This window comes from Cedecea sp. VD22, assembly GCF_037150195.1.
Classification (GTDB): domain Bacteria; phylum Pseudomonadota; class Gammaproteobacteria; order Enterobacterales; family Enterobacteriaceae; genus Cedecea.
The window spans coordinates 1,236,338-1,256,454 of sequence record NZ_JBBCPX010000001.1 but is presented as its reverse complement, the minus strand read 5'-3'; the positions used below and the strand labels follow the sequence as shown (position 1 = coordinate 1,256,454).

Annotated in this window: 25 protein-coding genes and 2 pseudogenes; 2 read left to right on the top strand and 25 right to left on the bottom strand. The window is 51.1% G+C overall.

The genetic code is table 11. The features are described 5' to 3' along the window. The 5 genes and pseudogenes from WFK85_RS06120 to WFK85_RS06100 form a co-directional block, all read right to left on the bottom strand. Positions 1-382: pseudogene (locus WFK85_RS06120) on the bottom strand (phage tail protein); the annotation flags it as partial. Continuing rightward, entirely contained in the window at positions 369-785 is a 417-nt protein-coding gene (locus WFK85_RS06115; RefSeq protein ID WP_205246346.1) for an NlpC/P60 family protein, read from the bottom strand. The gene WFK85_RS06115 and the pseudogene WFK85_RS06120, both read right to left, overlap by 14 nt. Next, positions 748-1,218, bottom strand: coding sequence for a hypothetical protein (locus WFK85_RS06110; protein ID WP_166991753.1), 471 nt, complete (start codon positions 1,216-1,218; stop codon positions 748-750). The genes WFK85_RS06115 and WFK85_RS06110 overlap by 38 nt, the downstream gene beginning before the upstream one ends. After that, entirely contained in the window at positions 1,218-1,715 is a 498-nt protein-coding gene (locus WFK85_RS06105) for a hypothetical protein (RefSeq protein ID WP_166991749.1), read from the bottom strand. Before WFK85_RS06105 ends, WFK85_RS06110 begins: the two co-directional genes overlap by 1 nt. Beyond that, the gene (locus WFK85_RS06100) at positions 1,715-5,140 is read right to left on the bottom strand and encodes a tape measure protein (protein WP_336707653.1); all 3,426 of its coding nucleotides are present in this window, start codon (positions 5,138-5,140) and stop codon (positions 1,715-1,717) included. Before WFK85_RS06100 ends, WFK85_RS06105 begins: the two co-directional genes overlap by 1 nt. A gap of 106 nt (positions 5,141-5,246) precedes the next feature. On the opposite strand from WFK85_RS06100, the gene WFK85_RS06095 reads away from it, so the two are divergent. After that, positions 5,247-5,732, top strand: a complete 486-nt coding sequence (locus WFK85_RS06095) for a hypothetical protein (protein WP_336821301.1) — start codon at positions 5,247-5,249, stop codon at positions 5,730-5,732. A 400-nt stretch (positions 5,733-6,132) separates the two neighbouring features. Here the strand turns inward: WFK85_RS06095 and WFK85_RS06090 are convergent, their stop codons facing one another. From WFK85_RS06090 to WFK85_RS06020, 15 genes are all read right to left on the bottom strand, one after another. Next, on the bottom strand, positions 6,133-6,807 hold the full coding sequence (locus tag WFK85_RS06090) for a DUF6246 family protein (RefSeq protein ID WP_336707651.1): 675 nt from the start codon (positions 6,805-6,807) through the stop codon (positions 6,133-6,135). 49 nt (positions 6,808-6,856) lie between these two features. Next, on the bottom strand, positions 6,857-7,597 hold the full coding sequence (locus WFK85_RS06085; RefSeq protein WP_336707650.1) for an Ig-like domain-containing protein: 741 nt from the start codon (positions 7,595-7,597) through the stop codon (positions 6,857-6,859). A 65-nt stretch (positions 7,598-7,662) separates the two neighbouring features. Beyond that, a complete protein-coding gene (locus tag WFK85_RS06080) occupies positions 7,663-8,064 on the bottom strand; it encodes a phage tail termination protein (protein WP_336707649.1) in 402 nt (133 codons plus the stop codon). Beyond that, positions 8,061-8,459: an HK97 gp10 family phage protein gene (locus tag WFK85_RS06075; protein WP_336707647.1), complete on the bottom strand. Its 399-nt coding sequence runs from the start codon at positions 8,457-8,459 to the stop codon at positions 8,061-8,063. The genes WFK85_RS06080 and WFK85_RS06075 overlap by 4 nt, the downstream gene beginning before the upstream one ends. A gap of 1 nt (position 8,460) precedes the next feature. Further along, positions 8,461-8,808 (bottom strand): hypothetical protein, encoded by a 348-nt coding sequence (locus tag WFK85_RS06070; RefSeq protein ID WP_166991731.1) that lies wholly within the window; start codon positions 8,806-8,808, stop codon positions 8,461-8,463. Then, positions 8,805-8,975 carry a DUF551 domain-containing protein gene (locus WFK85_RS06065; RefSeq protein WP_166992911.1) on the bottom strand — a complete coding sequence of 57 codons (171 nt, stop codon included), beginning with the start codon at positions 8,973-8,975 and terminating at the stop codon, positions 8,805-8,807. Before WFK85_RS06065 ends, WFK85_RS06070 begins: the two co-directional genes overlap by 4 nt. Beyond that, complete coding sequence (locus WFK85_RS06060) at positions 8,972-9,370, bottom strand: DUF7370 family protein (protein ID WP_166991728.1); 399 nt, start codon at positions 9,368-9,370, stop codon at positions 8,972-8,974. Before WFK85_RS06060 ends, WFK85_RS06065 begins: the two co-directional genes overlap by 4 nt. A 59-nt stretch (positions 9,371-9,429) precedes the next feature. Beyond that, the gene (locus WFK85_RS06055; RefSeq protein ID WP_336707646.1) at positions 9,430-9,720 is read right to left on the bottom strand and encodes a hypothetical protein; all 291 of its coding nucleotides are present in this window, start codon (positions 9,718-9,720) and stop codon (positions 9,430-9,432) included. Between the two features lie 9 nt (positions 9,721-9,729). Continuing rightward, on the bottom strand, positions 9,730-10,806 hold the full coding sequence (locus WFK85_RS06050; RefSeq protein WP_336707644.1) for a major capsid protein: 1,077 nt from the start codon (positions 10,804-10,806) through the stop codon (positions 9,730-9,732). 19 nt (positions 10,807-10,825) lie between these two features. Then, the gene (locus tag WFK85_RS06045) at positions 10,826-11,278 is read right to left on the bottom strand and encodes a gp53 minor capsid family protein (protein WP_336707642.1); all 453 of its coding nucleotides are present in this window, start codon (positions 11,276-11,278) and stop codon (positions 10,826-10,828) included. Further along, positions 11,278-12,552 (bottom strand): hypothetical protein, encoded by a 1,275-nt coding sequence (locus tag WFK85_RS06040; RefSeq protein ID WP_336707641.1) that lies wholly within the window; start codon positions 12,550-12,552, stop codon positions 11,278-11,280. The genes WFK85_RS06045 and WFK85_RS06040 overlap by 1 nt, the downstream gene beginning before the upstream one ends. A gap of 2 nt (positions 12,553-12,554) precedes the next feature. Further along, positions 12,555-13,490 carry a phage head morphogenesis protein gene (locus tag WFK85_RS06035; protein ID WP_336707640.1) on the bottom strand — a complete coding sequence of 312 codons (936 nt, stop codon included), beginning with the start codon at positions 13,488-13,490 and terminating at the stop codon, positions 12,555-12,557. Next, on the bottom strand, positions 13,465-14,793 hold the full coding sequence (locus WFK85_RS06030; protein WP_166991710.1) for an anti-CBASS protein Acb1 family protein: 1,329 nt from the start codon (positions 14,791-14,793) through the stop codon (positions 13,465-13,467). The genes WFK85_RS06035 and WFK85_RS06030 overlap by 26 nt, the downstream gene beginning before the upstream one ends. A 21-nt stretch (positions 14,794-14,814) precedes the next feature. Further along, complete coding sequence (locus tag WFK85_RS06025; RefSeq protein WP_166991707.1) at positions 14,815-16,299, bottom strand: phage terminase large subunit family protein; 1,485 nt, start codon at positions 16,297-16,299, stop codon at positions 14,815-14,817. Continuing rightward, positions 16,286-16,846: a terminase small subunit gene (locus WFK85_RS06020; RefSeq protein ID WP_166991704.1), complete on the bottom strand. Its 561-nt coding sequence runs from the start codon at positions 16,844-16,846 to the stop codon at positions 16,286-16,288. The genes WFK85_RS06025 and WFK85_RS06020 overlap by 14 nt, the downstream gene beginning before the upstream one ends. A gap of 24 nt (positions 16,847-16,870) precedes the next feature. Between WFK85_RS06020 and WFK85_RS06015 the strand changes: the two genes are divergently transcribed. Next, entirely contained in the window at positions 16,871-17,104 is a 234-nt protein-coding gene (locus tag WFK85_RS06015; RefSeq protein WP_166991701.1) for a hypothetical protein, read from the top strand. A gap of 364 nt (positions 17,105-17,468) precedes the next feature. Here the strand turns inward: WFK85_RS06015 and WFK85_RS06010 are convergent, their stop codons facing one another. The 5 genes and pseudogenes from WFK85_RS06010 to WFK85_RS05990 form a co-directional block, all read right to left on the bottom strand. Beyond that, entirely contained in the window at positions 17,469-17,687 is a 219-nt protein-coding gene (locus tag WFK85_RS06010; RefSeq protein ID WP_166991698.1) for a hypothetical protein, read from the bottom strand. Positions 17,688-17,788: 101 nt separating this feature from the next. Next, a pseudogene (locus WFK85_RS06005) lies at positions 17,789-17,899 on the bottom strand (lysis system i-spanin subunit Rz); the annotation flags it as partial. 670 nt (positions 17,900-18,569) lie between these two features. After that, on the bottom strand, positions 18,570-18,953 hold the full coding sequence (locus tag WFK85_RS06000; RefSeq protein WP_286180181.1) for a hypothetical protein: 384 nt from the start codon (positions 18,951-18,953) through the stop codon (positions 18,570-18,572). A 202-nt stretch (positions 18,954-19,155) separates the two neighbouring features. Then, positions 19,156-19,653: a lysis protein gene (locus tag WFK85_RS05995; protein ID WP_336707637.1), complete on the bottom strand. Its 498-nt coding sequence runs from the start codon at positions 19,651-19,653 to the stop codon at positions 19,156-19,158. After that, positions 19,650-20,096 (bottom strand): lysozyme, encoded by a 447-nt coding sequence (locus tag WFK85_RS05990; RefSeq protein WP_286184346.1) that lies wholly within the window; start codon positions 20,094-20,096, stop codon positions 19,650-19,652. Before WFK85_RS05990 ends, WFK85_RS05995 begins: the two co-directional genes overlap by 4 nt. Between the last annotated feature and the right edge of the window lie 21 nt (positions 20,097-20,117).

Sequence of the window (20,117 nt, the reverse complement as noted above, 5' to 3'; positions counted from 1 at the left end):
GCTTTGCTTTGTAAACACGAGCGGTGTTGGTCTGGCCCGTCAGGCTGTTGTTCGGGGAGTCGACGCTGTTTCCACCGGTGTTTGCGATAGCAGGCTTTGGTGCCAGAAACGAAAACACCTGACTAACAACTTTGAAGATTGGGCTCAGTATGTCGCCAACGATGCCTTTCGGCTGGTCAAATATCTGGATACAGTCCAGCTCGCTCAGCTCAATAGCAAGATCATCATCGTCACTCAGCTTCACGCCGTTTCGGACGATCATTAGGTCACTGTGGAGGGAGCCATCGTTAGCAGCCAGCCAGTCATAAAAAAGGGTGCCGTTTGGCACCCTGAAGCGTTCTTTTGGCGTTCCCGGGAAACGCTGAAGCTCAATCAACGCCATATTTGAAAAACTCCACTTTGGTAAATGCCCGCTGAATGACCAGTAACGAATCCATGCGCACGCTTCCGTTCTCGCCGCGAGAGTGCAGCGCCTTACGATTCAGAACCAGGCCAACATGAGCCGGTTGCGACCCTCGATACCCGACGAATATTCCGCCTTCTACCGGTTTATCTATCTGGCGCCAGAAAACCACGTCGCCCTGATAGCATGTGAAGAAGTCTTCCTTGGCTTCGTAGTCCGGAGTCTGGTGCAGTTCAATGCCGAGAACGTGGCGGTAATACAGCACCACCAGGCCCCAGCAGTCGACCCTGTCGAACGAGCAAGCCCGGTTAGCCCACGGCGTGCCAATCACCTTACTTATAAAATCAGAGGTACTGCAGACCGGTGTATTCGAGTGGATCATAAAGTCGACCTATATTGTTGTTCAGCGGATTAGTGACAGACAGGGTGACGGATGCCGCTTCAGCGTCGATATCCACCGTTTTGACATATAACTGCCACGACTTGATCGGCACCGATACGTCTCCGCTGTCGAATACCTGTCTCGTGGCCGTGATGGCTGTCAGCCTCGCCGCGCCTTTCCATTTCTTCATCAGCGATTTGATATCTGTAGACAGCCTCCCAAGCTTTACCGTCGCGTCGATCACCGGCGTACCGCTCTGCTGACTTTCTTCAATCTCAAATCGCGCTGGCGTGTAAGTCTGGCCACCAAGCGTCTTCGGGAAGAACTGCTTATCGACCAGGCGGACATAGCCAAACGATGGGTGATAGAAGGTCATGGTGTCGAACAGGCCGCGCGTCGGGCGCTGCTGCTTGTACTCCCTGAAGCTAGGCATTATGGAGCCCTCGGTAATGATTCTGGATCACGCCCGTCCGGATAACCCGTCACAACGATATCCAACCGGCTATCCCAAGGCTGCGGCAGTTCAACAATGATGTCGTCGAATTCGTCGTCTGCGTTGTAGAGATGATTGGCTATAACCGTTCCAGTCCAAGTAACGGCACTTCCGTCAATACTGGTTTGCACTGGCATCTGTGTGAAATGCAATTCCTGCAGTTGTAGTCCACTCCCACCAAGATTGATATTCATCCTGAACCAGTTCAGGCCACGGTTGAGATAGTTAGGGCTGCGTAACCACTGCTGAAATGCTCGCTCTTGCGCTAGGGTGAAAATCCACGTCAGCGACCAGGTAACCTTCAGGTCATCGGTCTGGCTCTCAAAGATAGCCGGGCCGACCGCTGGCTGATCGGTCTGGAACCCGGTATCGAGCGTCATGTTTTTGCTGGTCTTCTGCGCCAGCGGCAGCCAGTCTGGATAGTCGATAATTGGCATCAGCCCTGCCCCCTCGGAGTGCGTTTAACGTTCATGTTGCTGGTTATGGCATTACTGATCGGGCCGCCATTGTTCAGGTCTGCAACGATGACATCAACGGTCAGACCGCCATTTCCGTCGGTACCTGCCTGTGCATCAACCGAGGATGACGTGTAGTTCTGGATGTTAATTACCACCCCGCCACCGCCCACTGCGGTCATATCCTTGTTGCTTATCACCTTGCCGTTATCACCCGGTATCATGTACTGTTTACCGGTGCTGGCCTGGTAAATCTCAGGCATGCCGCCCTCGCCTACCTGGTACAGCCCCCCAGCCGTGACAGGACCGCCATTCTTGCGCTTACCGAGCAGATTCGCCCCGACAACCCCAGCGACCGCCCCAAGCCCAATAGCTGCAGCCGTACCCATTGAGGCCACGGATGAAAGTATTGCCGCTGGAGTCCATGCTGCAGCTGTTGTGGCCGCTGCTGCGGTGCTGGTTGCTGTTTGCGTCGCCACTGCAGCTGTTTGAACTGCCGTTACAGTACCAATTGCAGCAGTTTGTGCAGCTTGTCCCATGATCGCAGATTTAACCCACTCGCCCCCCATCTGAACGAAGGTATTAACAAGACTGTTGAGTGCATTGCTACCTATAGAACGAAGCGCATCCTCAGCAGACATGCTGCCGGTGATAATTCCTGTCAGGGCATTGGATGCGTTGCCAGCAAAGCTATCAAAGGCGGCTGCGGCAGCTTCGTTTCCTAAGCTCTGCTGGCGCCAGATTTCCCACTGAGCGGCGGTTCTTTCCTGCTCATACTGCTTGTTAGCTGCAGTCATAAGCGCAATACCGCGCTCGGTAATCGCGCCTTTCTCTGTTTCGAACTGTTGAATCAAAGCCAGCTTACGGGCGTTTTCATTCTGAAGTTGCTGAACCGGGTCGATAGAGCCTCGAGCGTCATTGATTGGGCTGACAACAGCATCAGAGCGAATCTTGGCTAGGTTGGACTGGTGCTGCTGCTCTGCTCTCTCGGTGGCCTGATTGAACTCTTCCTGAGTTATTTTCTTAGCGTCTAGTGCTGTCTTGAGGTCTTTCGTCTCCTGGGCATAGCGAGTTGATTCCTGTCGCTCCGGGATAAGCTTCTCAGCTGCGGATTGGGCTTTAATTGCGTTGGCAATGTCCCATTTTTTTGCTGCATACTCACCCGCTTGAGCTATTTGAGCATCTGTAGCGCCTTTACCCAGTGATTGCTGAGCATTTAAAATAGTTTGCTCGCGACTTAGTTCGCGTGTTGATTCTGCTGCTAAATCAGATTGCTGTTTCAGATTAGATAGCTTTTGTGCAACGGATTCCTGCTCATTGCCGGTCTTTTTGGCCTGTGCTGCGCTGTCTTTAGCTTCCTTTTTTGATTCCTTTTGCGCTTGCAGCGCATCATACTCAGCTCCAGCCCTTTGCCTTGCAAGGTTGACATCCTGTTCACTTCCGCCAAGCGCCCTTATCTCCTGCTCAGCTTTTAACTGAGCCCTCTTCTTATCATTAATCTCACTTTGCAGATCAACCTGGCTGGAAAGCTTATCGAGATACTCTTGTACTTTTGCTGGACGCTCAACCATCAGAGATGATGCGTTAAATTTCTCCTTGGCTTTGGCTGCGATATTGATAGCGTTTCCTAGGTTGCTCATTATCCCCGCTACCGTTCCGGCTTCCTCGCCATCCCTTCGCAGAAGATCTATCCCTTCTCTGAACTGTCCATTAGCTTGCGCCCGAAGCAATCCGAGAGAGCTTGTTGTTCTGCTGAGCTTATTTTCTGCCTCTTCAACTTTTCCTGCCTGGATTGCCAGGTTGCGATTGGCTTCCGCAAGGTCGTCAGCTACTGCCGCCGCCCCCCTAATCTGCGCAGCCTGTTCAATGAAGGTTTTCTTTTGCTCAAGTCGATCATATTCCGCTCTCAAATCCCCGATAGCATCTTGCTGGTCGATGATTGACTGCTCGGTTTTCGCGATGGCAGCAGCAATTTGAACAGAGCTTAACTGCTTCATCTTTGCAGTAAGCCCATCAAGAGAATCTGCAAAATCGATGCTCTCCTGCTTGGCTTGCTGCGCCTTTTGATAGAAATAATAAATCGCAGTTGCTGCGAGCATTGCAGCACCGGCAGGGCCGCCAATGAAAGAAAGAGCGCCTTTCAGCAAGGTAGCTGAAGCCGCGTAGACCCTGTTTACAACCGAAGCCTGTTGCGTGGCCGCTGCAAGTCTTGCTTTTGCAGCGGCTGCCGCGTTATCAGCTGCAACTATATTTTTCTGAATTGCTGCATACTCTGCCTGGTAGGAGACCGCCAAGCCATACTGTTTATTTATTGCTGCCTGAGTTGCCAACTGGCGAGCTTTAGCCTGCTCAGATGCAATAATGGCCTGAGAGTTTTTTATCTCGGCTTGAGCGCTGGCAATCGTAGCCTTGGCGTTATCGTATTCAGCCTTATGCTGCCTGATTGTTGCTGTAACGCCTGAAACTTTAGCCTGTGTCGCCATCGTTAACGCGCCAACATAACGACTCCCCATGATTGCAGCAACACCGGTTAAAGCCACTCCAAGTACGTCAATGTTCTCACTGATGCTGACAATTGAAGAATTGAACGTTGCAACACCGGATTTTACGGTGGAGTTTTCACCGAAGAATTTCGTGATGTTATTGCCAGCCACTTCTAATGCCTGGCTAATCGTCGTGGTAGTATTAGCGAACTCTTTACCTATCGCATCCCCCTGGGATAGCAATCCTTTTACCACTACATCGGTAGTCAGCTTGCCTTGCGCTGCCAGCTCACGCATCTTACCGACAGTGACACCCATCGAATCAGCAAGAGCAACGATTAATCGGTTCCCCTGCTCATTAACTGAGTTAAACTCCTGGCCCCTTAACGCTCCGGATGCAAGCCCCTGAGAAAGTTGTATAACGGCGTTTTTAGCTTCCTGCGCTGTAGCTCCAGAAACTATGAACCCCTGATTGATTATTGTTGTAAGCTTTGCAAGTTCGCTGGCACTGGCTCCATATGAGCGAGTCGCCCTCTCCAGCCTTGAGTAAAGAGTAGCCGTGGCTTCTAAGCTGCTTCTTGTCTGCTGAGTGATGTTAAAAACAGTTTCAGTGACATCCGCCAGCTGCTGATTAGGCCTGATGGCATTTGATAGCTTATTGTTTAGTGTTGTCCATGCGTCAGCATATTGCGCCACCTGCTGTACAGACAATATTGCCATCAGTGAAGCAGCAACTCGGCTTAAACCTGAAAATGATGAGGCAGTGGAAGATGCTGAGCGACCAGCTTTATCTAGCCCATTTGATAGCCCGGAGGTGGAGCTTCCAAGCGAATCGAGCCCACCTTTTGCTCTTTTGACGGAGTCCATCAGGCCTTTTGTTTCAAGGTCTACTTCGTAATAAATACCGCCTAAATCCTGCGCCATATTTTTCTCCGGGCATAAAAAAACCCGCCGAAGCGGGCTGATCAAATATCAGTATTTGACGACAAACAATCAAGTGATAGCCTGATGTAAATCTCAAAAAGGATAAATGATGACTAAGTTCGATAGAGTAATGCAAAAGGAAATACTGGAGTTATGCGCAATGATGTATCCCTATCCAGCACAGTTTCTGGCATACGTCTTACCTTCAATTGAACCATTGATCAATAGTGAGTTTAAGATTGACAGTGAGAGAAAGATTAAAGCCAATCTCTTCTACCTAAGAGACCATGGCCTGATAGATTTTATTGGTAACCGCGATTCGTACTATTTGTCCATACTCGAAGAAATGACAGCCACTTGTAAAGGTATTGATTTCATAAGAAACGATGGTGGACTTTCTGCCATCCTTAATGTGCAAACTGTTAGGCTTCATCGGGATACTGTTGTGGTTCTTGAAGACTTGATCAATCTTTCTGGAATGAATACGCAAGACAAAGAAAAAGCAAAGTCATTGCTTGGGGAACTTTCTTTAGAAGCGCTGAAATCCGTTGTTCAGGCTGCTATTAATGCTGGACTTAAGGCTATTTCTTAATAAAAAATCCTTGTGCGTTACTACAAGCGAAAAAGCAGATGCATTGTACAAATCCTGAACTACCTACCAAACGGTGTTCCGCAATTCGTGCTGTTATCAACACACCCCCTGTCTCTTACCTTTTCCATTCGATGGTCACGACGCATATTTCCTGATCCATCTACCTTATAGATTGGTGACGATACTCGTGTTGAATTCTTATCTGAAGAATACATCTCATCGCTGGATGCGCAAGATGCCAGCAGGGTCAATGAAATAAGAATAAATATTGCTCTCATGAATAGCATCCTCCTTGGCTAGATTTAAAATCCCATACCAACATATCACTACTGATATTGCGAAAAAATAAACGTTTAATAAACAAACAAAGCTTGTCTTTGCCATTTGCAGACTACCCTTTTCAATCCGATTGTGCCAAATTTCTCGCTTTTTTCGCAAAATAATCATCGACAACGCTATCATATTCTTCTTTCGTGAAACCTTTTTGATCTGGGTATTTGGTGTTGAGCAGCAACTGGAACTCGGTCATGGTCAACTTCATCGCTTCATCTTTCGATAAGCCGAAGTGTGAGCGGGCGGCGTTGATGTATTCGATAGCGTGAAATTCTCTCGTCATCTGGCCTGATTCGTTGCGCTGCAGCTTGCGAACTTTCGCCTTTCCAATAATGCCGTGGGTGATAAGCGAGCTGGATATCATCATCATCTCTTCAAACGACATCGCTCCTGGCATCCAGATTAGCTCACCTGTACGACTGCGGCTCGGCATCATTGCGCCGGTCAACGATGCACAGTCATCATCGCAACACGCCTGCAGGATGTTTATTGCCGCGCCAATCGCTTTGTCGGCAAACCCCGGCTTACTGACGTATTCCATCAGCCACGCAGGAACGCTTCCGTAAGCTTCATAGGCGCGAGCAAACAGCGGTGACACTGCGTCATGGTTTAAGTCGTAAAAGGCCTGCACAATCTCTGCTGGCGAGCCTATGCACGTCATTGCAGCGAATGATGGGCGAAAGAAGTATTCGCGGCGGCCAGCGCCGATAAGGCACTCGCCAATTTCAGTTAAAGGTGTCATTGCTCCCCCATAATCAATATCGAGGGCCCACAGGAACCCTCTGTATTAATTACGCAGTCACGGTGATAGCTGCAGTATCGGTCTTGGCACCGTCCTCAGTAGTCGCAGTGATGGTCACGGTGCCTGCGGCGACGCCAGTCACCAACCCGGTATTGCTCACCGTCGCCTTGGTGGCATCGGAAGATGACCAAGTGACAGCTTTATTGGTGGCATTTGTCGGGGCGATGTTGGCAGCCAGCTGGCGAGTTGCGCCTACAGCGATGGATGCAGTTTTCGGCGCTACGGTGACGCCGATTACCGGAACATCATCAACAACGTCTGTCACCTGCACGGTAGAACCATCAGCCACTTTGAACTCAGTAGACAGAGTAACGATGTCATCGGTGCCGCCGTCATTGCTGAGCGCGGTGATAACCATGTAACCTTGAATCTGAATCTGGCCGAAAGTCATACGCACCCAAAGCGTAGGCTGGCGGCCTGCAGTTGCCTCTGCGACGTAATACTTGATGAATTTATACACCCCGTACTGATCGGAACGGTCGTTTACACGCACCTCACCCTCGAAGGAGAGAGTCAGGTCGTTAGAAGTGACGATGTTCTCAACCCATCCTTTGGTGTCATCAGCGGATGAGGTGGTTGTGTTCGGGGACATATCGAACGTTTTTGATGTGCCAGGCATTAGCAGCTTGAAATCTGCCTCCGTAGGCACCGCATCGGCGCAGCCGTCAGCCACTTCAAGAATGACGGCGCGGCCAAAGAGTTTTGTGTTATCGGTCTGACAAATTGCCATGTCTTAGGCCTCTTATGAGCATAAAAAAAGGCCGCACATGGCGACCTGGTTGATTTGGTGTTTGGTTAATCGCTGCCGTAGAGACATGCGAACATGAGGCGGTAAACGAGCCGCCCCTCAGTAGAGAGTACAGGCGCGGGAATACCGCCGAGGTTTGTTATCTGGCCGAGGCATTTGCTGACCAATGGATTTTGCTTCACGAACTCGATGATGCGGTTAACAGCGTCGTCTGCCTTCTGGTACTCGGTCACGCCTTTAGCGGAAATGATATCCACCATGACGTAATGATCGCCGCCAATATCCTTGTCGATATTTGAGCCGCCAGAAGGTCGAAACACGATGTAGCTTTTAGCCAAGCGCTTATCGGTAGGGTCATCAGTCCAGACCAGCAGTTGAATGTTAAGCCCTTCGGTCAGGCCACTCTCCATAAAGACATCCCGCACCCGCTTGTACATTGGAGGTGTCATAGGCTCAGTTCCTTGCGGATAATTGCGTCCACCTTGTCGGAGTTATCCTTGAATGCCTTCTCAAGGAACTTCGGTTCGCCTGATGGGTCCCAATAATTACCGCTGCCGTTGGCTCTTGGCCTGCCCCTGAACTTGCCTGATGCCTCGTGAACGTAAACCGCATAGTTGGCGGAGTAGCCTACCCGCCCAGTAACCCGCGTACCGTTTACCAGCAGTTCTTGATACTGCGAGTTGACCAGATAAGAGGTGTCTATTGGAGTCATGGTCGCCGCATCTGCGCCAATGATGAATAGCGCCGACTTGATAGCCCGGCCAACTTTCCTACCCTGCACTTCACCGAGTAGAGCATCCAGTTTCTGCTTGGCCTGGCTGACGCCTTTCACTTTAACAACCATATCAAGCTCCGGTCAGAATTGCATAGTCATCAACTGTGCGCTCAAAGGTGTCGGCATAGCGGATAACCTGCATCACCTCATCGGCACCGGCACTAAACGGGTCAGCGTCAGTTGACTGGCCTATCAGGATGTAATCGCCGCGCTTTGCCTCCGCGAACTCAGTCCAGAAGGTGTTCTTAACGGTGATTTCAGTCCCGATGCTGCCGATTTTCGCAGACAGGCCGCATTGATAGTCAGCCATGATGGTTTCAGGGTCTGACCAGCCTAACGAGTCGCCATTCTCAGCAAAGCCAAGGTTTCGCCAGATGGTGCACGGAGCTGTGTAGCTCCAGTTAGCAACATTACTCATTCTCTCCACCTCAGAACCTGCGCACCGGTCGCCCGGATTTTCTCGCAGCTCATGAACCACTCGCCGTCAGATTTCACGTAACCGGTAGTCTGCCTTCCGGTATCGGTCATCACCCACACGCGGACGAATTGCTCAGGCATTCTCTGCTTCACGGATATCCACATCAGCGGTCACCACACATACAGCCACCTTTCCCGATCCAGATGCCAGCAAAGGCCTTCTTGGTTGGGTCTGGTGGGATGAGTCCGTTAGCGCATCCGTGCTTATCCAGGCCGCGAAGCAGAGCAGTAGCTCCTGACCAGCGATCACCGAAAGACTGATAACGGAATGACCTTGAGGCACCAGATGGGGCTGACTGACTGGATAAGTACTTATCCCCCTGTCCCAGCCCCATCAGTCCTAATAGGTACATCTGAATAAGCAGCGCGGTAGCCTCAGGATAATGAGCGTCCAGGCACTCTTGGATGCTGTTAGCCTGCTCAACGAGAGCGGATAGGATGAAGTCAGGCAGCTCAATCCCTTGCCCGGTCAGATATTCTTTGGCTTGCTCAAGAGTAACCATGACTCCTCCGGTAAACTGCCCTGCCGAAACAGGGCGTAAAAAAACCGCTTTCGCGGCGGTTATTCTGCAGGGAAGAGCTTTTCAAGCTCGCCATCTGGCAGCAACTCAGAAAGCTTTTCAGCGCCGAGATTGCCTTTGAAGTCGATACCGAGATCAGTCAGACGGCCGGCGATGATTTCTTTCCGCGACTTGTTTTCAGTACCTGCCGATGGAGTTGCCGGCTTCAATTCGGCAGTTTCGCCTTTAAGAGGGCGAACATTTGATTGAAGCGCGGTGTGCAACTCTTCAATTTCCACGACATCACCCAGCTTCACACCGTGCCATGGGCGGATAACTTCGTACCTAGCCATAAAGCCTCCTTAAGCCAGGTTGGCACCGTAAAGAACACCGGACAGACCTTCGCCATCGCGCTTAACCTGCAGACCCATCGCAGACATGATCTGGAAGTTGTAGTTCGACTGAGGCATCGGGCGCGGCAGTGGCACAACACCGGTAGCCATACCAACCAGCGGGGTAACCACGTCCTGACGGCGCTGGTAGGCGATGAATTCGTTACCGGTAAGGGCGTAGGTCGGCTTGATTGCACGCACAGGCGCGAACGGCAGAACAGCCTGAAGCACAGTGCCGGTCACAACGCCATTAACGATGTATGGCTGCATCAGGTTGCCCCAGATTTCATAGGACACCCATTGCACATCGTAGGCATCAACCTTGTTCCTGCGAGCCTGCTGGCCGAACGCACCCTTGCCATAGAAGTCCATCAACTGAACTGCCGTTGCCTGGGTCAGGTCGATGTTAACGCCGCCTGCACCGGAGCCGAGGTTAATCTTCACGGTATTGCGGTGGTTCTTCATACCCTGCGCCTTGTAGCCCTGCACAGAGATATTGGCGTCACCGTTCAGCGTGAAGTTGACGATCTTCTTGTTGAACTGGCGCATCTTCGCGGTCTGCGAGTCAAGCACCAGGTCAATGCCAACTGTTTGCAGGCCAGCAGCGTGACGCCAGTTAACACCGTAACCGGCAGTAAATACCGGAATCGGGTCGCCGTCGCTGTCGTATTCGGTGTGGTCGAAGGAATATGGCGGCTGGCCGTCCATGCTAATGCTAACGTCATCAGCGATATCGCCGACGAAGTTATACAGTTTGGCGGTCTTGCCGATTGGCAGCACGGTCTGAACGCCCATCAGGTCGTTAACGATTTCCATGCCGACTTCCTGATCGCGCAGCTGAATAATCTGGCGGTCAATCTCTGCCCAGAAGTCACGAGTCAGGCCACCTACTGCGTTAGCGGCCAGCATTTCAGGCGTCATGAAATTTCGGTTAGCGGCAATCATGCCATCGTTCTGAGCGTTCCAGATGTTGCGGTTAGCCCACAGCTCTGCCCAATGACCTTGCAGGCGGCTGTTAACTGCCAGCGTTTCGGGAGTGAAAAACATGTGTTATGTCCTCTTGTTATTATGCGCTGGCGGCGGCAATGGTGCCGACACGGAAACGAACGCGGATGAAGTCGGTGGAGCTTGCGGCGATAGTCGCCTCATCCTGCGAGTAACCAATCACCGAATCGGTGTCAGCAGTCGCCAGGGTGAATTGCCCGTTGGTGCCGAGCTTGATAGGGCTGTCTTTCTTGTACGCGCCAGGCGCACAAAGCACGGCCAGTTCACGACCTTCTTCGACATAGTTGCCGATAGCGGAATCGCCAGCAGGAACAGCCTCACGAATGTTCAGCCCCTGGTGATATGCCACGTCGATGACATACACACGGCCTTTCAGCGCGGTAGCCTGTGAGAACTGGTTGCTTGCATTGATGGTTGCCAGAGTGCCAGGAAGAAGCGCAGCGGCGGCAATGCGGGTTTCGGTCTTGTACAGAGACTGACCGTCGATATTAACGCGACGATAGCGGCTAGCCATTATTGAGCGCCTCCGAAGTGGGTTTTAGGGTCTGGAGCACCGGCTTCCTGATGGCCTTGAGCTGCGTTAGTACCCAGCGGAGCGGCTGAGCCCAGCGACTTAAACATCGCGTCCAGTGCATCACCGGCCAGCGCGTTAGCAACGATTTCACCGTGAACCTTCGCCACCGCTTCGCGCTTAGTCTTCTCTTCAGCGCGGGAGTTGGCAGTCAGGGTTTCGGCCAGTTGGTTGTGGTTGGTTTGCAAGCCGCTGATGGCCTCTTTAATCGGATTCAGGGCTTCACTGATGTTCGCAGCCAGGCCTTTACCGATTTCAGTGATCAGCTCTTGTTTCTCTTCTGTGGTTAAAGGCATGTCGCCCTCCGTTTTGTGGTTGGTTGCAGGTTTCCCCTGCCATGTGAAAAGTGATTTGAATTTGTTTGCAGCGATTTCCACCCATGATTCCTGGCGAGCAACTGATGTGCCGGTGTCCTCAATGGTGATTTTTTCGCCGTCGCTGGAGTAAGCGAATACCTCAGCCTTGCCTCCATTGCGCACAATGACGACTTGCGAATCGGTGAAGTCAGCCACCCAGGCATAATCATCCGGGCCGGTGGCAAACTTGTCGCGCACAGCGCGGTCGAGGCAGCTTTCGCGTTCGCGGTAGGATTCACCTACCAGCGCCCCGGAGTTAGTCTTGATTGGCGTTGCCAGGTCAGCGTTAACCATCAGCCCTACGCCTTGCTCAGGAGTGGCTGCGCCTACTTCATGCAGCAGGATTGCGTCATGATCCATCGAATGAATTTTTGCCACCCCATTAGCACCGAGCGCCTTTTGATGCTCGTTAGCCTCAAGCTCTTCGAGAAACACGGCCACGCTGGTATGAATCGGTGGCACATCCTCGCCGCGCTGAATAGCCTCTACGCGCTCAAGAAGCTCTCGCCCCTGCTCTGACTGGTTAGCAACTACCGTATCGACCCACTTCTCGACATAGATACGGTTACCGGCCTTCTTGGCGTTACGGTTCCATGCGCCGATGTGACCCTGATTGATGCCTTCAGGGCTGAATGCGGAGACGAACTGACCGTTTACTTGCGGATGTCCAAGAGGCGCCAGGGTGCCGTCCAGACCCTGATAGTGGGCGTCGATCTCCTCCGCCGGGTACAAAACGCCGTTCATCACAACGTTGGCCGGAAGCGTATAGCTAGGCAGAACCCAATGCTCACGCCCGTTGTAAACCTCTTTTCGGATGGACTGATTGTTAACTTTGGTGGTGACGTTTACTTGCATTGTCATGATTAACCCTTAGCCCACTGGTAGCCACGGGCTGATATGTTTTCGAATGCCTCTTTGGCGCGTTTAATTGGCGTGTCAGATATCGGCTTGCCGTCATCATCGACCAGCACCGAAACCGTGGAGCATTTGCAGTTGATTGAGTTGCCATCCTGCGACCACCATTCTCGCTGCTCGTCTGCAGTGAATAGTTTTGCGTGACGGACTGCATGGCTGTGTCGGGTTGTAGGGCTTAGTGCTGAAATGTGAAGCTGCTTTGTCTTCAGCCCGAATTCATCTTCGGCCTGATCCGCTTCATCCATTCTTGCCTGCCGGAGCGCATTGGTTATCTCGGTGCGAGCCACCCGGTTTGCGCGGCGCTTCTCGATGCCTACTTGCTGAGTTAGTGACTTAGCCACTTCTGACGGCGGCAACCCACGGGCAATGCCATTGGTCAGGATGCGGGACATATCAGCGACGATTCCGGCAGATAGCCCTTTCATCTCTTCGAACTCACGAGCCCTAAGCAGCACCAGGCGGCGCTGATAAACATCACTCAGCAGAATGTCTGCGATGCTGTTCTGTCCGGCTGCATACACATCGGACTGCTGATACAGATTGGCAAACTCCTGAGCCGTGCCGCGCTGATATGACGGCTTAACGTAGCCATCAAAGAACCAGAGATTGAACTCACCGCCCTGGAGCATGATTTGCTCAACTAACGACTGGGCGTTACTGAGAAGCATCGTTAAGAGCCCCTGGTCTAACTGGAAGGTGTATTTCTTGTTTACTGCGGGAGATGCGGGGATGCGGTTTAGTGCGTCGATGTATGCCTGACTGGATTTCTTTACTCGCTTCGCGAATTCATTCATCGCTCCGCGCTCCAGCCTATCTACCCCTGTCGGGTCGGCAAGGTTACCGGGTAGAATCGCCGGTTTAGGTTTCTTCTTCCTCGTCGTCATCTTCCTCACCTAATGGCGCTGGCGAACCTTCGTAACCGGCAGCGGTTCGAATCTCATCGCCAGTGAATGGCTGCTCACCCGCCCCCTGCATGGTGCTGTTGATTTGCGCCATCTTGTATGCGGCATCCAGTTTCTCTGTGTCGGTCTGCGCGTTCAGGTCATCCCAGATAACGGCGCTTTCCGAAACATCGTCTATAACCTTCAGGCCGATGAGCTTCTGCACAAAGTCGCCAATCTCCAGCGACAAGTCTTCGCGTCGAGACTGGCAGCGGGCGTTGAAATATCGCTGATCTTCCATACTGGCTCGCTCACCGGTCTGCATGCCAACCATGATTTTGGTCGGGATGTCGAGTGCGGCGGCGGCGGTCTGTAGGTTGACGTTGTAGGTCGGCTGCGGGTCAGCAACGGATGTAACCAGAGGTGTAACGCTTGCGCCTTGAGTTGTCAGGGTGGTGTCGTTGCCCCGGTTAACCTCAACGGCTACCTCGTCGAATCTGGCCTGAAGCTCATCGACCGGCACTCCATACATTGAGGCGAGGTTATTGAAGTCGATATCCTTCTCGAAGTTGATGTTCAGCTGCCGCGCTGCGTTCTTCAGGAATGACTCACCGGAACCACCCTCAACCTTCTCCAGGCTGACAAAGGCGTTGTAGGCTGGCTCAAGGAAGCCGATAGCATCAGAGGTGTAATCGCCCAGGATGAATACCCGGCTTGGGTGGATGAACACACGGCGAGTTGAGCCATTCGGTAACTGTTCGGTGTACTGCCATTGCTTAGGCTGTCCGTAGGTAGCGGAATTCTCGCTAGTGTCCCACTCTGAAACCGTGAGAGCACCAGCCCATGCGGCTGTAATCTTCTCCAGGCCACGACCTTTTACCGCCTCATCTTTCCACTGCTTTCCGTCCTTGATGTGCAGCAGCAAGCCAGCATAGCGACCTACCAAACGGCGGCGGTCAGCCTCTGCGAATACTCGCCAGAATCGGTGGCTCAGCACCGGCTTTAACTTCCGCTCCCATGCTGTTTCTTTCTTCGCGTCGTCCTGGTTGTCACCCTCAATCACCTGCGGATTAGACTTCCAGCAGTTACCTATAAGCTTCTCTACAGCACCGTGAGCGATGCCGCCGCGACGATATAGCTTGTACAGGTCATTGAATGTTAATTCGTCTTTGAAGCCGTATTCGCACCATGCTGATGCGCGTTTGGCATCAAGCCCCGTTGATGGGGTTAGCAGCATCTCACGGGCACGAGCGAGCCGTGCATCACTGATGGCGTGATTCACTGCGAGTTGTAGGTTTTGGTTCATGCTGTGTCCGTTTGGTAGGGTTTATCTGCCTTGCAGGCGTTTAGGAATCATCATGCCGACCGGTTGAGAGCCGCCCAATTCAGTAAGCGCGTAAACCATCGCGTCAAGCCTGTCTGGTGACTTCTTGGCAGTTGTTGGCACGTATTCCATCAACTGATTCTCCAGCGTGTACAGGTTGCCGTTGTGAGCCACTCTGCCTTGTTCGTACAGGGCAGATATTGGCTCAGCACGAGCGTATTTACCCTTGCTGGCGTGAACTCGGATTATGCGGCCTTTGAACCCAGCGTTGCGGAGAGTCTCCTCTGCCATGTCGCCGCCCTGGTTAGTTTCGATAACTATCGCGTCAGCATCATGTTCCTCATGAGCGAACATGGCTTTCTTAGCCCATCCCGCAGGAGAGTATTTGCCGCTGTAGTCAGCATCGACTGAGAATTGTTTCTTATCACCCGCGCCGTAAGCGCTGGCTACTGCAATGCCTGTCTCATCGCTCTCGTCACTGTTAGTTGCCTGGGGGTCAATTGCCACCACAGTACGAACCTTGTCATGCCTGATTTGCAGCTCATGAGCGGAGCTGATCATCTGCTCATTCCACAGAGCGCCCTCAGCGTTAAATCTGCGTGGCTTCTGCATGTACTGCGCTTCAGCAGTACGACGGTGAGAGAAGAGTGCGGTGCGGTGCGATTCGTTATGCTTGAAAGGCCACAACCAGCCATCAGGCAAGCCGTGGTCTATAGGTATGGCGTGAGTGTTTTCCGGGTACTGTGCGGTGTACGCCTGGCTGTTATCGACAAGCACCGGTAGGTTCAGGTGATGCCACATTTCACCGCTGCCGCCTCGCAGCAAATAGCCGCTCAGGTCGTGATAGTGAATGCGCTGCATAATCACAATTATCGGCGTTGTCTCTATCGCCAGTCGTGATTTGATTGTTTCGTTGAAGCGGTTATTAACGCCGTCCCGGACTGTTTCGCTGTATGCGTCATCAGGCTTTACCGGGTCATCTATAATCAATGCGCCTTGCCAGCCAGACTCCATATGACCGGCACGAAAGCCAGTCACCTGACCAGCTGCTGATGAGGCGTAGACGCCGCCGCCAAAGTCATTCCACCACATAGCCTTGCTGTCAGCGTCATCGCGAAGAGTCATAGGCCACATAGACTGATAAGCCTGTGACTTAATCATGCTGCGTGCGGTAGAGGAATTCAGCAGCGCCAGGTTGTGCGAGTACGACAGGTGCATGAAGCGAGCGCGGTTGTTTAGTGACAACCCTCGACCCATCATGTTAATGGTCGCCAGCTCTGTTTTTGTGTAGCCTGGCGGAACGTTGATTACCAGTCGCTTAATTTCGCCGTCGATAACGCGATCTAATGTCTGCTGTATCACCTTATGGTGAGATGCAACAATCATCTTGCCGCCAGTGCGCTGCTTGAAGAAGTATCGGGAGAAGTAGAGTCCGTCCTCTTCGCACTCTATCTTTCGCGCATAGTTACGCTGCTCAACAGTCGTCATCCTCCAGCATCTCCCGGCGAGCAGCCTTGTATTCATCTTTGGTAAGCGCGGCTACTTCAATCGGACCGCCATTCTTGCCAGTGTGTTCATGAGCAGCTTGCTCTTTAAACGCCTGAACAGAAACGTGCTTGCCTAGCAGCTCAAGGTTCTTAACTTTATCCGGCCACTTAATCTTCTTCAGCAAAGCTGCCGTGCTACCTTCTGATGCCATCTCCATTACATCCATACCTGATAGCGTTGTGCGCCAGACCTTCGGCCAGTCAGCAATTGGCTTTAGTTCACCGGTTGACATGAGGATGTCCAGCACGTCCATTTGGTCTATCTCAACAAGACGATGAAGGACATACGCAGCATTAATAGACAATTCCTCGTTGCGCTTCGCTTTTAGTTCGGCAATTCTGGACTGGATGTCAGGTTTCGTTAAGTTTTCGCAACCTAACGCGCGGGCGGTTTTTTCGCTGTACCCCGCCCGAATAGCCGCCTGTGTGGCGTTTAAATCGATGAGGTACTCGCGACAGAACATTTCTTGTTTGTCGGTGAGTGCCATGTGCATACCTAAGAGGGATTTTAAATGGAAAGATTAATTAAGCGTCACAGTTCATATGATGCAACCTTACTTTCTGATGCGCTCGCATGTTACGCAGCCAATATAGAGGATGCCTACTTACTTGTAGGAGCTAAGCCTGGTAAGGACTATTCAGTGAATGATATTTTCACCTTGGCGATGCGCTACATGGAGTTGAATGGCACAGAAAATATAGGTGGAGTTTTCCACACTGACACAACAGTCTGTGGTCAGCAGTAGTTATTTAGAACAATCATCTGGTTCGTGTTGATACTTCCCCGATCCATTTGATACCAACGCCATTAGAAACTTACATAAAACTCTGTCAAGGCCACCATTCTGATGACCTTTGCAGAACTTTATAATTACCCTGATTCATCCACCGCAGTTCAGGTTGACTGCTAATGAGGGATAACCCGCTTGTGCGGAAACCCGGTGTAACCCGTTACTGATTAACTCCATCCACTCGCATGTAAGGAGCCCGCTATGGCGGCATGGTCTTCGTTGAGATGGAGAGACTGCGACGGGGTGACGCTGTGGTTATGGAAATAAATAAGCCACCCGAAGGTGGCCTTTGGAATGATGATAAAACAGCCAAAGATCGTTAAGAACTTTTCATCCGGTACGGAGAAATGCTCCCGGATTTCATGATGAAGCTTCCGTGCTTTTCATTACAGCTTGCTTCTACTTCAGCATACATTCGATCTTGTAGCTGCTCGACAGTTTCGTTCTCCACAGCTGCAAGAAAATGCATTCCTACGCAATTTTCTAATCCTGGTGCCGAATACTTATAATTCAGCACCCACACAGCAACGTCATTCATTTTTACATCCATACATTTACCTTCTTTTTTTACAACATACTGGAAGATATGTTTGGACTTTAGGGCAACTAATCAACCCCCCCACCCTTTCATAAACAAAACTAGATCACGCATTGCTGCCTGATGTAGTCCTGCAGGTAGTTAACCTGACCGGTCACTGTTTCGATTCGCTGTCGGAGAGTGAAATAATCCCGTTTAACGACATCAGTAAGTCCGGATACTGTCACGCAGCACTAACGGCTGACACTAATCGCTCATTAATGTGATGCAGGTCACATTTAATTTGACTTATCTCAAATTCTCACTAAAGTCTCGCAGGAGTTTTTACGGTAAATGGATGAGTAAAATCTTAATCTTCAGCGGGATAAGTGATGTCACCTCCCGCTTATTTTTTCTAAATACAGACCAAAAAACTCCAGTTATTCAAGTCAAGCTGAAACCGGATCGGAATACTTATTGCTGTTTTTTAGCTCTTTGCTTGCTCCAACCAGGATTAATATCACTCGTTCACGAGTAAATAATTTGTCCAACTAAACGGGTTTCGATTTGTTAACGAAGATATGCCACCTTTGCCTCAAGACTAAAGAGCATTTCAAATCATAAACAGCATCGAAAAAAAAACCGCTCGGACAGAGCGGTCTAAAACAAGGCATAAGAGAGCAATACGCGGAAACCGCTAACCAAGCTTAGAAGGTAATTTCACTTTAGATAGGACATTTCAAAAATAATTTATTTATTCCTAAAAACTTTAAAAACAAGTTGATTAGTTCAGGAAACCCCGTACAGTAGCGCGACTTTGTAACGATGATGCTGTTTGCATCCTCTCAGGAATAGAAGGATTTCCTGCTCCTGAGAGTTTTTTTTAAAAGAAAGCAAAAAAATTCACTTTCGTAAGATTTCAAGCAAATCCTTTTCAAACAAACCCGTGCTTTTACACTCAACGGGCTTGACCTTATCGTTTCCATCCGAAGTGACTAAACCCACAACTCCTGTAACAACCACGCTCACATTGCTACCTTCTCCTGCACTCCATATCTGGGTCACAATTCTTGATTGCTCCTGTATATTTTGTGTTTGCGGAAGCGCGGAACAGTCCAGATAGGTACTTACTACTCCCTCATCACTACTAACAGCCGCTACTATACCGGTGGTGTTGTCCTGCACCGACGGGTTAAGCCTTTTTTGCTGATAGTAAGCTGTTACTGCATTGAAAAGTTCTTGCGGTTTACGGTTACCAATTTTAACGATCGATGCCGCATCATCCATACCCGGAGCTTTTGTTTGAGTAGAGTCTCCCTGAGCGCCTGGCTTTACTGGCCCATAGACATTTATGCAGCCACTGAGTAGCAGCACAACAGCAGGTATTAGCTTTCTCATAATAGTTAGCGGTAATAAAGTGTCGTGCAGCCTGCCAGATTGGTGCACAGGATAGCCAAAAGAAAAAATTTATATCTCATATGTAGATTCCTTAGTGATTAAGTAATGCCTTGATTGATGCTGCCTGGTTCGCACACTGCTGCCGGATATATTCCTGTAGCCCTGTTATTTGCTTGTTGCTGGTTTCGATTCGCTCCCGGAGACGGAAATAATCCCGTTCAGCGGAGTCAGTAAGTCCGGGGCCGGTTGCATCATCCACGCCGGGGGCGCTGGCGGCGGTACGCACTGGCTTACAGGTAGCGTTGAGGTGCAGCCGCTTATCACCAGCAGCAACATCGTGCTGCAGCTGCTCAATAGTCTGTTTTGCATCTGCCAGCTCCTGAGTGTATTTCGTATCGAGCGCTGCAACATCGCGCTGCCGAGTCTGCATATAGTTGATTGTCGCGGTAGCTTGGCTCAACTTCGTTTTTGCTGCGTCTCTCTGCTCTTTGTATGCAAGAGCGTTTGAGCGGTAGTGATCGACTGCCCAACAGAGGCTAAACAGGATTGCAGCCACTACAGCACAGCTAATTATCGTTGCGCGGTTCATTTCTGGCTCCAGTTGCAAACCTCGCGCTCCACCTCACGCCGATTCATGAGCCCTTTCCACTGCTTGCCACCGGCATAAGTCCACTGTCGCAGGCCATCACACGCAGCCTGATAATTCCCAGCGTTGAGTTGGAGTAGAAGTGAAGAACGCTCGAATGCTGCCACCCCAACGTTGTAGCTGAAACTGATGAGCGCCGCTTTCTGATATTCGCTAGTCGGCACCTTCACGGAGCGTTCGACGGAGCGTGCGAATGGCTGCAGGTCTTTATCGAGCATCGCTTTGCATTCGGCCTGTGAGTACGTTTTGCTCTTGATAATGTCGGCACCCGTATGGCCGTAGCAAACGGTGAGTATCCCGGCGACGTCGTAATACGGCGTATAGCGAACGCCTTCCAGATCGTTCAGCATCGTACCGGCTATTGCTATTGCGCCAGCACCTGACATGCCGAGTAGTGATTTTCTCAG

What these genes read in the sequence shown, in the direction of transcription:
- WFK85_RS06115 (WP_205246346.1), bottom strand. Translation starts at nt 785, where the DNA reads ATGATCCACTCGAATACACCGGTCTGCAGTACCTCTGATTTTATAAGT.
- WFK85_RS06110 (WP_166991753.1), bottom strand. Translation starts at nt 1,218, where the DNA reads ATGCCTAGCTTCAGGGAGTACAAGCAGCAGCGCCCGACGCGCGGCCTG.
- WFK85_RS06105 (WP_166991749.1), bottom strand. Translation starts at nt 1,715, where the DNA reads ATGCCAATTATCGACTATCCAGACTGGCTGCCGCTGGCGCAGAAGACC.
- WFK85_RS06100 (WP_336707653.1), bottom strand. Translation starts at nt 5,140, where the DNA reads ATGGCGCAGGATTTAGGCGGTATTTATTACGAAGTAGACCTTGAAACA.
- WFK85_RS06095 (WP_336821301.1), top strand. Translation starts at nt 5,247, where the DNA reads ATGATGACTAAGTTCGATAGAGTAATGCAAAAGGAAATACTGGAGTTA.
- WFK85_RS06090 (WP_336707651.1), bottom strand. Translation starts at nt 6,807, where the DNA reads ATGACACCTTTAACTGAAATTGGCGAGTGCCTTATCGGCGCTGGCCGC.
- WFK85_RS06085 (WP_336707650.1), bottom strand. Translation starts at nt 7,597, where the DNA reads ATGGCAATTTGTCAGACCGATAACACAAAACTCTTTGGCCGCGCCGTC.
- WFK85_RS06080 (WP_336707649.1), bottom strand. Translation starts at nt 8,064, where the DNA reads ATGACACCTCCAATGTACAAGCGGGTGCGGGATGTCTTTATGGAGAGT.
- WFK85_RS06075 (WP_336707647.1), bottom strand. Translation starts at nt 8,459, where the DNA reads ATGGTTGTTAAAGTGAAAGGCGTCAGCCAGGCCAAGCAGAAACTGGAT.
- WFK85_RS06070 (WP_166991731.1), bottom strand. Translation starts at nt 8,808, where the DNA reads ATGAGTAATGTTGCTAACTGGAGCTACACAGCTCCGTGCACCATCTGG.
- WFK85_RS06060 (WP_166991728.1), bottom strand. Translation starts at nt 9,370, where the DNA reads ATGGTTACTCTTGAGCAAGCCAAAGAATATCTGACCGGGCAAGGGATT.
- WFK85_RS06055 (WP_336707646.1), bottom strand. Translation starts at nt 9,720, where the DNA reads ATGGCTAGGTACGAAGTTATCCGCCCATGGCACGGTGTGAAGCTGGGT.
- WFK85_RS06050 (WP_336707644.1), bottom strand. Translation starts at nt 10,806, where the DNA reads ATGTTTTTCACTCCCGAAACGCTGGCAGTTAACAGCCGCCTGCAAGGT.
- WFK85_RS06045 (WP_336707642.1), bottom strand. Translation starts at nt 11,278, where the DNA reads ATGGCTAGCCGCTATCGTCGCGTTAATATCGACGGTCAGTCTCTGTAC.
- WFK85_RS06040 (WP_336707641.1), bottom strand. Translation starts at nt 12,552, where the DNA reads ATGACAATGCAAGTAAACGTCACCACCAAAGTTAACAATCAGTCCATC.
- WFK85_RS06035 (WP_336707640.1), bottom strand. Translation starts at nt 13,490, where the DNA reads ATGACGACGAGGAAGAAGAAACCTAAACCGGCGATTCTACCCGGTAAC.
- WFK85_RS06030 (WP_166991710.1), bottom strand. Translation starts at nt 14,793, where the DNA reads ATGAACCAAAACCTACAACTCGCAGTGAATCACGCCATCAGTGATGCA.
- WFK85_RS06025 (WP_166991707.1), bottom strand. Translation starts at nt 16,299, where the DNA reads ATGACGACTGTTGAGCAGCGTAACTATGCGCGAAAGATAGAGTGCGAA.
- WFK85_RS06020 (WP_166991704.1), bottom strand. Translation starts at nt 16,846, where the DNA reads ATGGCACTCACCGACAAACAAGAAATGTTCTGTCGCGAGTACCTCATC.
- WFK85_RS06015 (WP_166991701.1), top strand. Translation starts at nt 16,871, where the DNA reads ATGGAAAGATTAATTAAGCGTCACAGTTCATATGATGCAACCTTACTT.
- WFK85_RS06010 (WP_166991698.1), bottom strand. Translation starts at nt 17,687, where the DNA reads ATGAATGACGTTGCTGTGTGGGTGCTGAATTATAAGTATTCGGCACCA.
- WFK85_RS06000 (WP_286180181.1), bottom strand. Translation starts at nt 18,953, where the DNA reads ATGGATGATGCGGCATCGATCGTTAAAATTGGTAACCGTAAACCGCAA.
- WFK85_RS05995 (WP_336707637.1), bottom strand. Translation starts at nt 19,653, where the DNA reads ATGAACCGCGCAACGATAATTAGCTGTGCTGTAGTGGCTGCAATCCTG.
- WFK85_RS05990 (WP_286184346.1), bottom strand. Translation starts at nt 20,096, where the DNA reads ATGTCAGGTGCTGGCGCAATAGCAATAGCCGGTACGATGCTGAACGAT.